The following is a 12,601-nucleotide window of genomic DNA, read 5'->3' on the forward strand; positions in this document are numbered from 1 at the left end:
GCACCGCACTCGAAATGCGGCATAGGTGCAAGCCTATCGGGGGTTCGAATCCCTCCCTCTCCGCCAGCATTCACCGACAGCAGCCTAGCCGGATCGGCTTACCGCGTGCAGCGGGAGTTTCCGGCCACCGCCGCCTCACGGCCCCGCATAGACGAACCGCGGCCCGGCAAAGAGGCCGCTGGCGAGCTGCTGCTGCAGCAGTTCCTCGATGCAGTTCTTGAATTCGAACATCACCGCGACGGCGTTGCGGTCGATCCAGTCGGGCTGACCGTTGAACCCGATATGCAGCGCGTTGAGCAGCTTGGTGTAGATCGCGTCGCATTCGTCGGCGAGTTGTGCGGCGCGCCAGCTCGAACTGAAGTCGACGGTGCGCGGATTGTCGGCCATCTGCGTGACATCGGCGGTGTCGTCGATCACGATCGGCTGCTTGGGATCGAATGAATAGCCGACCGGCGACGACGGATCGACGACGATCCGCATTCCCCTGAACAGTTCCTCGAACCGATAATAATGCGCATATTGCGTCGGGCTGTCGGCGGGGGACGTGGGCGTACCTTCGCCCTGGACGACGATGGTGGAAATCGCCGCCAGCGCGCTTGCAACATCCGTGACGATGACGGCGCCCGGCACCTGGCGGCCGGGGTCGCCGGTGAAGATGTTGCTGATCTTGTTCAGTCTGGTGATTTCATTGCCGATCGCGGTGTAGAACTGGCCGATCGTCTCAAAGCTCGGCGCAATGGCTTCGAGCGCGGTCTTGACCGGAATATGGATCGGGTTTTCCGGTTCCTCGATTTCCATGAAGGTGTTCTGCACCGTCGCCTTCGAATAACGCTTGATGCCGACCACCAGTCCGTCCGCGCCGCCGATCCCCATCGGCAGCGGGCCCGGATAGTTCGGGATGAACTTCGGCGCGTTGATGACCGGTGCGCCGCCGATCGCGTTGAGGATGTTGCAGGCGAGATGCATGTGCAGCATCTCCTCGACGACGATGCTGTGGAGGATTTGCCGCGCCGCCGCTCCCCCTGCGCTGGTCCCGCGCAGCGTATAATAGGCGGTCAGGTAAGGCGGGATGGTCGCATGTTCGAGCTCGATCGCCTTTTGCAGGGCGAATTGCAGGCTTGCGAGGTCGGTGATCTTGATCGGATTGATTTTCAGCATGACCGCACTCCTATTTCGTGCCGCGTTGATGGGCCATGCCCGATTTCATCCGGCGCATTGCGGCGGTCTTGCTGTCGGGCATCTCCGGCTGCTGGCGCGGGGCGGCGCGCGGCGCTGCGCGCCTGGCTTCCAGCGCCCCTCCGGGCGGTATCACCGGCCCCGGCTCCAACGGTACCGACCCGACAATGACCTGCTGCATCCATTTCTGCAGGATGCCGCGCCGCCCCGCCGACAGGTCGCGGGTCACCGGCATATGGTTGGGATGCTCGATCGGAAGGCCGAGCGCGGTCAGGATTCGCGGAGCAAACGATGCCACCCAATCCTTGTTGGTCAGGCTGATCACCGGGTGCAACAGCGGCGCCGGATTAGGCTCATCGGGATATTCAGGGTCGTAATTGACGACCGGACCGTGCGGCCGCGGATAAAGATTGGCATATTGCTGCAGGATGGGCAGCACGTCGCCATTCCAGGTCACAGTGTCGGGGACGGCGGTTTCGCTGAACAACAGCACGCTGATAAAAAGCCAGGGATCGAACGCCGTACCCGCGCTTGCCGCGTTTTTTACCGTCAGATCGATCTCGTAGATCTGGCCATCGAGATACTGCCGCGGCCGGCCGGGATCGCTGCCGGTAATCGTCAGCTTGGTCCAGCCGTCGCCGTCGGTCGGTCCGCTAACGTCGAGCTGCAGGGCCGTTGCGGGAGTGCATAAGGGAAAGGTGCCCCCGATAATGTTGGTATTATCCCCAATGACGGCGACGACCGTCTGCCCTGCCAGGGGCTGGCCAAACCGGGTAACCTTGATCGGAAGGGTCTGGCTTTCGCCTGGATTGATCCGGCACACGAACATGTCGGCGCGTGCGTAGATGCCGTCCGGCGCTTCCGCGGCCCAGACGTTCCAGCCGCCGCCACTATCCGACTGCACCACGGCCAGCGGCAGCGTCCGCAGCGCCTGCAGTTGCGGTGCGGTCAGGCTGCCGTTGTCCGGAAACGCTTGTATTGCCGCGGTCTGCAGGTAGTAGCCGTCCGCGGAGTAGCCGGCCAGCGATCCCAGGTCCACGATATCGGCCGCCGCCAGATGCGCGGCGCCATTTTCGATGGCGGCGACGTTCTTGACGGCAACCAGATGAATGCTGCCCAGGTTCGGCACGTTGCCGTGTGCATCGCTCGGCAGCGCGTTGCCGAAGTCAGCCAAAATGTGCGTTCCGGCCGGATCGATGCAACAGGTGACGTTGCCCAGCGACCTGGCGATCGATGCCAAATGGCGTCCGGCGACGAAGTGGACGGGTTCGCCGGCAAGCGCCGGCCCGATGGTGCCGACGATCCGCCCATAGCCGCGCTTGTCGCCGCTCATATTGTAGCTGTCGAGCATGAACCGCATCGACAACTGCCCCTGGATCGTCGCGGCCTGCAATGCTTGCAGCGCCGGCGACTTCGACAGGTCGCCCCAGGCGACATCGGTCAGACTGGAATGGTAGAACACGCTGGCGCCGGTGTCGCCCGCGCCGCCGCGGCCCCACATGCCCATGAACGGCGCAGGCGAGAACCTGCCGGACATCAGTATGGTGCCGCTGGCCGGATCGGCAATCCGCACCTCCAGCCCGAAGATCATCGACACCATCTGTTGATCGGGATCGAGATCGACGATCTTGGCGTCGACGCGGTCGCTGCTGTTCCTCAGCGGCAGCCCCACCACGGGATCCGCTGCGCCGGTGGTGGCGAATTTGCCGTCCCAGGCCGCCCCGGTGATCGTGCAGCCGCAAAGCCGCCATGCCCCGGTGCCCGAAGGTTGCCACCAGCCGTTATTCGTGTTGTCGCCATAGTCCTGGTCGTTCGGCGTGAACGTCGCTGAATCGAAATGCTGATCGTCGTTGTTGACGGTCGACACGTCGGCGCGGAACAGGCCCGCAAAATGCACTCTGGTCGGATTGAGATAGGACATTCGGAGCTCCCTGAATTCTTCACAAGCAGTGACGCGATCCTGATACGAGGGCGATCACGGACGCGGCGTGATGCGCAAGTCGGTTTTGGGGTGAGGCAGGTCCGCATCCGGGATTTGCGGTTGAGCTTCCCAGCGCCGGCTTAGTTCGGCGAGGTCGGCCACGCGCGTCTTCAAGGTTTCAAGGTGGTTGCGCGCGGCATTCTTGTAGCTGACCGGATTCGGCGGATTCGGATATCGATCGAGAAATGTCGCATAGGATTCGACGCCACTTGGTCCGTCGTAGGCCGCGGCGATTTCGTCGACGGTATGGTCCAGCCGGTCCATGGCGACCAGGAAACGGCACCAGCGATGCTCGTCGAGATCGAATTTGTCGCGCATGTCGATGCCGGCCTGGGCGCCATAAGCTCCCAGTGCGAGCACGAGCTTGGACGGCATGGCGATGTTCAGGCCGCCTTCATCGGACGTCAGGCCGACGTGAACGATCCGGTCGCGGTAACCCGGCAGCGTGCTTTGAAGATTGTCCTGCCAGGACATGGCCGCGTCGAGCAGCCGCGAGAGGAATGCGCCGATGCCATGGAGCGGCTCGCCGGGAATCAGCATGCCGCTTCCGACGCTCGTGGTTTTGGGCAGCCAGACGCGTGTGCGCGGGTCGTTCGGCGGATACCGCTTCTGGATATCTTCGGGTACGCGTTTCTCGCTAAAGTCATCAAGCGTGATACCGAAGGTCGGGGAATTCGGCAGCATCCGGTCGAAGAACTGGATCGGAAAATTATTCGAAAGGCCGCCGTCGCTGAACAGGTGCTTGCGCCACTTGGCCCGCTCCGCCTCGGTCGCGAAGGTGAAATCCCTGGCATACAGCGGCACCGCGCAGAACAGCAGCGGAAAGCTGAGGCTCATGCGGGTGGCGACGATGAGCGGCAGGTGTTCCGGCTCCGGAAATGTGTATAGATCGCCGTAGTCCCCGGTTGGATCCTCGATTTTTTCGCAATGCGCGGTGAGATAGGACGTGATGCGCGCCGGAAACAACCTTTCGAAGTCGGCGAGCCTGAAGGCGTAGATTTTTTCGTTCAACGGCAGACGGTAAGGTCGGCGCAGCGTGAGATTGGTCGTCATCATGCGCAGCGTGATCTTGTGCCCGGACGCGCCGGCATCCCCCGCCGGCGCCAGGTCACCGAATGTCAGCGGCGGATCCTTTTTCGGATCGCGGCCTGCGATTTCGTCGATAAGATCCGCAAGCCAGTCGCTGAGGCCGGGCGTCGAATTTCCGGGCTGGGTTTTTCCGGGACACAATCCAAAGTCGTTATCCGGGATGCCCTTGATGATCGCGCCGTAAATGCCGATCGCAACGGCGAGAACGATCCCGATCAGGAGCAGCACCGCCCCTAGCACCGCCAATGCCAGATTGGAAACCCACCATCCAGCCACCATGATGAGCAGTCCGGGCAGCGATCCGGCCATCGCGGCAGCAGCGAATCCGGCGAGCGCCGCGCCGATCACCCTCATCACTTTGATTGCCGTGCCCTCGTTGCCGATCGAAGCAACCAGTATGGCGAACATCGGCTTCAACGCGCGTGTCGGCTGAAACAGGCCGAAGAGAATTTCGCCCACCTCCGCAGGCAGTTTCGCCAGCCGGACAAAACCCGCTCCCGGGACGTGCCTGCCGTATTCCGCCGCCGCCGCGGCCGCGGCGGCGATGGCTCCGGCGGAAGTGCCTCCGACCTGGGAAAATCGGAACTGCTTGGCCAGTTCGGTGAGGGCGAGCGGGTACACTACGCCGCTGGTGACCCCGCCTTTCATGATGACGTCGCAGACCGCGGTGGGGGTGGAAAAGTCGCTGTCGACATAATAATTTGTCACACCGAACCTCGTTCGATTCAAAGCAATGACGACAGAAAAAACAGAGCATAACCGAAAAATAGGGAGCGTTGGTCATACTCAACCGGAAATATACACACACTTGACATCTCGTGTCATCAAGGCCCTGCCGCCGCCAAAAAATGCCGCTTCCGCCCAACGAGATATTGCTTTGCAGCGCCGTTCTGACTAAAAGCCCTGCTTTACGAAGGAAAGACAACACGATGGCGCACAATTACGCGATCAACGACGACGTCCATCACCAGCTACAGGGCCCGCAGGGCCGTGCCGGTCTAAAGCAGCGCAGTATCTATACCATTGTCACCTGCCTGCCGATCGAGGCGGATGGCCGCCCGCGCTACCGCATCAAAAGCAAGACCGAAAATGTCGAGCGCGTGGTGACCGAGGAACAGATCAGCCGGCTGGGATGATCTGCCGCCGCTTTCCGGCGCGGGAGCATCGCGCCGGTTGCGCTTGCGGCTTGCTTTGTCCGGCGTAATCGCGTAAACGCGGCCTATTCGAAACGACGATCTGCCTTGTTGACCGCGCCGTACCGGCTTCCTTCCCCAAGACATCGCTGAAATCGGATCAAGCCCCCACGAAGGTCGTGCGGGCGCATCGCGCATTCGCGCATTCTGGAGAACATAAAATGACAACCGGCACAGTTAAATGGTTCAACGCGACAAAGGGTTTTGGCTTCATCGCACCCGATGACGGCGGCAACGACGTATTCGTGCACATCAGCGCCGTCGAACGCGCCGGCATGGGCTCGCTCAATGAAGGCCAGAAGCTTTCATTCGAGTCCAAGGTCGACAGCATGCGCGGCAAGACCAGCGCGGAAAATCTTCGCGCGGTCTGACGCCGTCGATTCGGGATTGCCACGGATGTACTGGAGTCCCTCGAATCGATAAGCCTCCGTCATTTTGACGTCCGAATACCCATCGACGCCCGCCGGCACAAACCGGCGGGCTTTTTGCCGGTCCGTTGCGGGCACGCAGATATCTCGGATAGGCTTCCATTTTATCGCGCCGGAAATCCGGTGAGGGGCCGCGGCCATTGGCGTCCCGGCGGCCCTGATTTTTCAAGCCGGATCGACTCCAAGGCGTGCTCTGACTACAATCTGCAGTAGTCCGATTCATTGGCTGGATGGAGGCGGCGATGGCGACGCGGATGCGGCGGGAGGTTCGGTCACTCGGCAGGACCTGGAACGACACGATGCTTTGGTACGCCAAGGCGGTGCATGAGCTTCGCGGGCGGCCGGTCACGAAGAAGGCGAGCTGGCGCTATCTCGCCGCGATGCATGATTTCGATCAGGCGCAATGGATCAACCTCGGATATCTCGTCAAGGGCGAGGCGCTGCCGAAAAAGCCGGAGCGCGATCGCTACTGGAGCCAGTGCCAGCATCAGAGCTGGTATTTCCTGCCATGGCACCGGGCCTACCTGGAGAGCTTCGAAGACATCGTGCGAGACGCCATCAGGTCGCTTGGCGGACCTGCCGACTGGGCGCTGCCGTACTGGAATTACAGCAATACAAAAAATCCCGACGCGACCAAGGTGCCGCAGGCGTTTCTTGACAAGAAGCTGCTCGACGGGACGCCCAATCCGCTGTTCGTCAAGGCCCGGCACGGCACGTCGGTGGCAGCGGAAGACGTCGAACTGGCCGACCGGATCGCGGACCATGATTTCGAAGGAATAACCGAAGGTCCGGGCGAGGGCGTCGGCGGTCCGCGCACCATCTTTTCTCCGAGCGGCGAGCAGGAAGGGCTGATCGAGGCGGCGCCGCACGATCTGGTTCATGGCGACGTCGGCGGCCGTGGCGGCCTCATGTCCTACCCGACGACTGCGGCGCTTGATCCGATTTTCTGGCTGCACCACGCCAATATCGATCGGCTGTGGGAGGTCTGGCGCAACCGCGATCCCCGGAACAATAATCCGACTGACGCGGCATGGCTCAACGGGCCGACCCGCCGCCGCTCTTTTGCCCTGTTCGGCGCCGATGAAAAGGACCGTCCGTCGAACCCCAAGGACATGTTGTCGACCACGGCGCTCGGTTACGAGTACGACGATACATCCGATCCCCTGCGCGGCGCGACCCGGCGGTCGATGCGGCTGGAAGCAATGGCGCCACGGCTGCGGGAAATCCCAGCCGCCGGTCAATTGGAGGGTGTGGTCATGAAGAAGCGCCCGGCCGCCGAAGTTCTCGGCTCAAACGACAAGGAGATCGCGCTCGGACCGAAGCCGGTCAAGAGCCGGGTCAAGTTTTCGCCGCAGCCTCTCAAGGTGGTCACTCAAAGCTTCAACGAATCCACGATGAGCGCCGATACGCCGGGTGAGCCCGATCGCGTCTTTCTCAAGCTGGAGAACATTCGTGGCAAGGACGGCTCGGGGGTTTTCGACGTCGTACTTCACAAGCCGGACGCGCCGGCCGGATCCGCCGGCACCAAGGCCGGCTCGATCTCGCTTTTCGGATTGGAGAAGGCTTCGAAACCCGGCGGGCCCCATGCCGGCAACGGCTTGACCAAGACGCTCGAGATCACCGCAGCGGTCGATGCGATGAAACTTGATGCGGAGCAGGCAAAAAACATCGACGTCGAAATCGTCCCACGGTCGGACGTTCGCGTGGAAGATGCCATCAAGGTCGGGCAGGTCAGCGTGCATCGGCAGTCCGGTCAATGACAACCGCGTTCGCGGCGTTGCGGGAGATGGCCTCGGGGCGCGCCTGGCCTGTCATTGCGGTAAGTGCCGCGGCCTGGATGCTGGCCATCGGGCTCGACCATTCGGTTCTGATACCGACCCTGTGCTCGACCACCGCCGCGGCGGGCTGGACCGGCGCTGCGGCTCTCGCTGCGACCCTCTCCATTAATGCCTGGACCGGACAGGCGGTGTCCTGGCTGGTCATGTTGCTGGCGATGATGACGCCGCTGCTCTGGCAGCCGCTTGTCCATGTCTGGGACCGAAGCCTGGCCGAACGCCGCGTCCGTGCCGTCGCACTGTTTCTCGGGGGCTATTTCGGCGGCTGGATGTTGGCCATGGCGGGTCTGACGCTGGCCGCGGTCGCCCTGCGGGTCGTCGCGGGAAGCGCGGTGACGGCTTTCGCGATTGCCGTTGCCGTCATGGTCGTATGGCAGATGACGCCCGCCAAAGTCCTGTTCCTCAACCGCTGCCATGCGTTGCGGCCGCTTCCGGCCTTTGGCCTCGCCGCCGAGGTCGGCAGCTTCCGCTACGGAATTCAGATCGCTGCGCCGTGTATCGCGACATGCTGGGCCATCATGCTGCTGCCGCTCACGGCCGAGGCGGCTCCTGGCGTCATGATGGCGATGACGGCAACATTGATGCTCTCCGAGCGCTATTCCGGTACGCCGCCGTTCAACCCTGCTGCGTGGATGCAGACGCACGGCGTAGCCGGTGCACTTCGGCATCGAAATTGATTGCATCGCGGCGGTTGCGTAGTCGACAACCGAGCATTTGCGAAGCGGTGATTTGAATGCTCCGAGACGCACGTCCTGATCCTGCGTCGTTATGGCCGGCTTGACCCAGCCATCCATCATCTTCCAAAAATTCATGCGAAGGGATGGATACACAGGTCAAGCCCGCGTATGACAGCGCCGTTGCTGCATTCCCCGGATTGCGATCATGTTCGCTGTACTTTTTGAGACCCATCCGAAGCCGGAACAATGGGAGGCCTATCTCGGTCTTGCCAAGACGCTCAACCCCGAACTGGAGAAGATGGATGGCTTTGTCGACAATATCCGCTATCGCAGCCTCCGGCGCGGCGGGTGGCTGTTGTCGCTGTCGAGCTGGCGCGACGAGAAGGCGCTGGTGCGCTGGCGCATCCATGCAAGGCATCACATCGTGCAGGAGCGAGGTCGCTCCGGCATCTTTCTCGACTATCATTTGCGGATCGGCCAGGTGACGCAGGATACGCGGCCGCCGCGAGGCCATGCCTTGCATGAACAGCGGCTCGACGAGACCGAAGCCGGCGAGGCCACCGCGGTTACCCTGATTGATGCGGGGCGTCCGCCGCAGTGGGTCGGGCAGACCGGTCCGGATGGTGTCGCCGCATGGCTGGGGCTTCCGGCCAGTGTGCCGGACCTTGTCGCATGGGACGTGTTCGATGCGATCCTGACACCGGGCGATATCATCCTGCTGATATCCTGGCGCGACCGCGCCGCCGCCGCGGCCTTCGAGACACGGATCTCATTGCAGGATGGCGCGCGGCTGCGCAGCGTCCGCATCGTACGCGACTACGGCATGTTTGACCGTCGCGAGGCGCCGCAGTTCTATCCCGACGCTGCAGGTGCGCAAACCAGGCACGCCTGATGACGCTGCGATGCAACCTTCATCTCGTCTTGTCGAACGGTTGCTTGGCGAGCAACTGGCGGTTAGGCTGCCTGCAACCGCTGGGGAAACCCGCCGGCGTTAGAACGATTGAGTTTAATGTTTCGATGCATCTGTAACCTTGGGAGCCATCAATGAGTCTTCAGGAGCTTTGCAACGATTTCGACCGTGAGATGTATAACGGGCTGCTGAGTATTGAAGCGGCCAACCAGACCGTCCGAACCGAGGATCGGCTCGACGGTTTCCTGAGCGCTGCGGCGAAGCTTTTTGTTCGCCACAACGTGCACGAGCGGTTCGGAGTCGGACTGCTTCACAAGCACAATACCTGTGAGCCGGGTGAACGCATGGTGCAATACGACTGCACGATGGACGATGAAAGGGCCCTGGTGACGATGCCGGTCCGCGACGCCGCCGATCCTACGAAGGAAATTCCCAATGTCTGGGCCGTGTCAGACCGCAGCTATGTTCCGCTGGAATACACGACGGACGTCACCGCCCGGGATTCGTTTCACGCCGGCGAGGTTCCGGCGGCCTTTCTGTCCGACTTCGCCGACTTGGTCGGGACGGCGCCCGCCGGAGGTCTGTTCGGCTTGGCGGTGGTGAAGCGGGCGCTTGCTCAATCCGCGCAGGACAGCGAGATACTGCTGGAATATTCCGACCCGGTACAGCGCAAGAACATCGTGCTTTTGCGCCATAGCGACGCCGCGCCGAAATCCATCACGACGGCGTGGACCTTTGAGGCGCGCTCCAATGAGGTCACCGGCGAGACGGAATGCATTTCGACGCAGCGATGCAACTGCATCGTCGACGACCCCGGCGTTCCCGGAATGCCGCCAAAGCATTCGCACATGCCGGCGCCACATCATCATCAGCGGCCGGCCTGACCCCACGGCGGTTCGATTGCCGGCAAGCTCTCGCTTGCCGGCAATCGATGCCGCAACAGCATGCTCATTGCCGGCGGCAACTGATGAAGAGATGCTGCGTAGGAAAAACATACAGACCATCGCGGACCTTGTATCGCGTCTCTACGATGCCGGTGAAAGCGTGATGGATGGACGCCTGCATCGCCGGATCCTGTGTCAGCCATGGCTCAAGGAAGCTTGCGATATGCCCGGGTTTCCTTGCCTCGACATAGCTGTTGACCCTTTCGGTCCGGACCCTTCCGCCAAGCCGCTGAAAATTGCGCATGATGGTGTCGTGTTCTTCCGACGGCGCCGGCGGCTCGCCGAGTAGTTCTTGCCTAACCTCGGCAAGGTCGCCCCGGCTTCCCTTGAAGGTGATGACCAAAAGCAGGCCTCCGGGGGCCGTCAGCCGCCAGGCGGACGACAGGAACGCGGCATACGGTTCGATCAGCAGTTCCGGCACCGAGTGCGAGGACAGCACCAGGTCGTAGGTTTCGTCGAGGGCAAGCGGGAATGTGCCCCGGCTAACCTTCAATCCGGCATTCTCCAACCGCGCGGCATAATGCGGATTCTGCTCGATGGCGTGATACCGGTCGACCAGCTTCGACAACGGCAGAGCCGTTTCCGCACCGCCCGCGCCGATATCAAGAAGCGATCGGGCTGCAAGGTCGCGTATGTAACGCGTAACGTTATCGACGATCGCTGCCTTCTGGTGATAGAGGACTTCGTCGCGCATTGGAATGTTCGTCCGGTCCGCGCCTATTGCGCCTTGTCGCGCAATCCTTGCGCGATCGCCGTGTAGTCATAGGTCGGATAAAATTCGGTTCGATAGCTGCCCCAGGCGGTGTTTTCGATGGCTCGGTTGACTTCGCGGAGCCGGGAAGCCGGAAGCCGCAGGGTGACGACCTGGCCGATCCCCATCATCACATACCAGCTGACGACCTCGACGCCGGGCGGCGGGAAAGCCTTGTAATAGCCCTGCCTCTCAAGTTGCGTATTGAGCTCGCCCAAGGGCCGTGACTGGTCGTGTTTCAGAAATATCGTGAGCAGAACGGCATTGTCGGGCGTCGGTGCCGCGTTCGCCGTCGGCGTTGCCGTTGTCTGCGCGCTCGCGGGCGAACTGAACGCCGGAGCGCCCGCCAGCGCGGCTAGTACGAACAGTGCTTTGGCGATCCGTAACCTGTTTGCGGAACCCATCGCCTGCTCCTTTGTCTGAACGTTTGAACTGCCGTGTAAGTCAGTGCCGGGCCATCTCGGTTCGGCGATTGCGGCCACGGCCGGGATTTCGAATTTGGACCTGATATCGGCGGCTGTCCATCCTCGCCTTGACCCCTCGCTCGGAGATGCCGATAACATCTTTGCAAGAAAACAGGCCGGGGAAACGCAATGCAGGCGAAGTGGCGATTTTATGCGGGCGCGATGGCCGCCATTGGTCTGCTGGGGTCGGTATTGCCGGCGCAGGCACAGCAAAAAAGCGAGGTCGCGGTTTCGCGCCAGCCTGGCATTCTCTATATGCCGACCCACATCATCGAAAAGCAGAAACTGATCGAAAAGCACGCAGCCAGGCTTGGCCTGCCAAACGTTGCGGCCAAATGGGTGACGCTCTCGGGTGGCGGCGCGCAGACCGACGCGCTGCTCGCCGGCGGCGTCGATATTCTGTGCACCGGCACCGGCAACCTGTTATTGCTATGGGATCGCACCAAGGGCGGCGTCAAGGGCATTGTCGCGACCTCGGCGCAGCCGATGAGCCTGATCAGCCGCGATGCCAATATCAAGAGCATCAAGGATTTTGGACCCGGCGACAGGATTGCGGTTCCAACTGTAAAGGTTTCCACGCAAGCGATCGTGCTGCAGATCGCGGCCGCAAAACTCTATGGCGACGATCAGTGGTCGAAGTTCGACAGCAACACCGTGCAGCTCGGTCATCCCGATGCGGTCGCCGCTATGTCAAACCCGACCCATGAAATCCACAGCCACTTTACGATTCCACCCTACACCTTCGTCGAGATGAAGAACGTGCCCGGGGCGCATGTCGTGCTGACCTCGACCGAGGTGATGGGCGGACCGTTAAGCCAGGCGCAATTCTTTACCACGACAAAATTCGCCGATGCCAATCCGACAATCATCGAGGCCGTACGCGCGGCCTCGAAGGAAGCCCACGATCTGATCCGCAGCGATACCAGGACCGCGGTCGACATCTACAAGGAAGTCACCGGCGACAAAACCGGCGCCGAGGATCTTCTGGCCTGGCTCAAGGAGCCCGGCATGATGGAGTGGAATCTTCAGCCGCAGGGGACCATGAAATTCGCCGATCACCTCTATAAGGTCGGCACGCTGAAGACCAGACCGAAGGCGTGGACCGATTACTATCTGCCGAGCTCCGCCGACCTCGACGGCAACTGAACCCAGC

General features: G+C 61.9%; 12 protein-coding genes. 7 read left to right on the forward strand and 5 right to left on the reverse strand.

The window, feature by feature from the left end:
• Window positions 1–135: 135 nt before the first annotated feature.
• The 3 genes from ACFE72_RS05465 to ACFE72_RS05475 are packed head-to-tail and all read right to left on the reverse strand — an operon-like array spanning window position 136 to window position 4,954.
• Complete coding sequence (locus ACFE72_RS05465) at window positions 136–1,158, reverse strand: ferritin-like protein (RefSeq protein WP_375412053.1); 1,023 nt, start codon at window positions 1,156–1,158, stop codon at window positions 136–138.
• 10 nt (window positions 1,159–1,168) lie between these two features.
• On the reverse strand, window positions 1,169–3,097 hold the full coding sequence (locus tag ACFE72_RS05470) for a hypothetical protein (RefSeq protein ID WP_375412054.1): 1,929 nt from the start codon (window positions 3,095–3,097) through the stop codon (window positions 1,169–1,171).
• Between the two features lie 54 nt (window positions 3,098–3,151).
• Window positions 3,152–4,954, reverse strand: a complete 1,803-nt coding sequence (locus ACFE72_RS05475; RefSeq protein WP_375412055.1) for a hypothetical protein — start codon at window positions 4,952–4,954, stop codon at window positions 3,152–3,154.
• Between the two features lie 221 nt (window positions 4,955–5,175).
• On the opposite strand from ACFE72_RS05475, the gene ACFE72_RS05480 reads away from it, so the two are divergent.
• From ACFE72_RS05480 to ACFE72_RS05505, 6 genes are all read left to right on the forward strand, one after another.
• On the forward strand, window positions 5,176–5,382 hold the full coding sequence (locus ACFE72_RS05480; RefSeq protein ID WP_375412056.1) for a hypothetical protein: 207 nt from the start codon (window positions 5,176–5,178) through the stop codon (window positions 5,380–5,382).
• A gap of 218 nt (window positions 5,383–5,600) precedes the next feature.
• Window positions 5,601–5,810 (forward strand): cold-shock protein, encoded by a 210-nt coding sequence (locus ACFE72_RS05485; RefSeq protein WP_327566105.1) that lies wholly within the window; start codon window positions 5,601–5,603, stop codon window positions 5,808–5,810.
• A gap of 299 nt (window positions 5,811–6,109) precedes the next feature.
• Window positions 6,110–7,627 carry a tyrosinase family protein gene (locus ACFE72_RS05490; RefSeq protein ID WP_375412057.1) on the forward strand — a complete coding sequence of 506 codons (1,518 nt, stop codon included), beginning with the start codon at window positions 6,110–6,112 and terminating at the stop codon, window positions 7,625–7,627.
• Complete coding sequence (locus ACFE72_RS05495) at window positions 7,624–8,379, forward strand: DUF2182 domain-containing protein (RefSeq protein ID WP_375412058.1); 756 nt, start codon at window positions 7,624–7,626, stop codon at window positions 8,377–8,379. The genes ACFE72_RS05490 and ACFE72_RS05495 overlap by 4 nt, the downstream gene beginning before the upstream one ends.
• 205 nt (window positions 8,380–8,584) lie before the next feature.
• Window positions 8,585–9,271, forward strand: coding sequence for an antibiotic biosynthesis monooxygenase family protein (locus ACFE72_RS05500; RefSeq protein ID WP_375412059.1), 687 nt, complete (start codon window positions 8,585–8,587; stop codon window positions 9,269–9,271).
• A gap of 152 nt (window positions 9,272–9,423) precedes the next feature.
• Entirely contained in the window at window positions 9,424–10,173 is a 750-nt protein-coding gene (locus ACFE72_RS05505) for a hypothetical protein (protein ID WP_375412060.1), read from the forward strand.
• Between the two features lie 64 nt (window positions 10,174–10,237).
• Here the strand turns inward: ACFE72_RS05505 and ACFE72_RS05510 are convergent, their stop codons facing one another.
• Together ACFE72_RS05510 and ACFE72_RS05515 are read right to left on the reverse strand one after the other, a co-directional pair.
• Window positions 10,238–10,927, reverse strand: a complete 690-nt coding sequence (locus ACFE72_RS05510; RefSeq protein ID WP_375412061.1) for a class I SAM-dependent methyltransferase — start codon at window positions 10,925–10,927, stop codon at window positions 10,238–10,240.
• A 23-nt stretch (window positions 10,928–10,950) separates the two neighbouring features.
• Window positions 10,951–11,388, reverse strand: coding sequence for a hypothetical protein (locus ACFE72_RS05515; protein ID WP_375412062.1), 438 nt, complete (start codon window positions 11,386–11,388; stop codon window positions 10,951–10,953).
• A 222-nt stretch (window positions 11,389–11,610) separates the two neighbouring features.
• Between ACFE72_RS05515 and ACFE72_RS05520 the strand changes: the two genes are divergently transcribed.
• Complete coding sequence (locus ACFE72_RS05520) at window positions 11,611–12,594, forward strand: ABC transporter substrate-binding protein (RefSeq protein ID WP_375412199.1); 984 nt, start codon at window positions 11,611–11,613, stop codon at window positions 12,592–12,594.
• The last annotated feature ends 7 nt before the right edge of the window (window positions 12,595–12,601 follow it).

The sequence above is a fragment of the uncultured Bradyrhizobium sp. genome (assembly GCF_964252615.1).
In the GTDB taxonomy this organism is placed as follows: domain Bacteria; phylum Pseudomonadota; class Alphaproteobacteria; order Rhizobiales; family Xanthobacteraceae; genus Bradyrhizobium.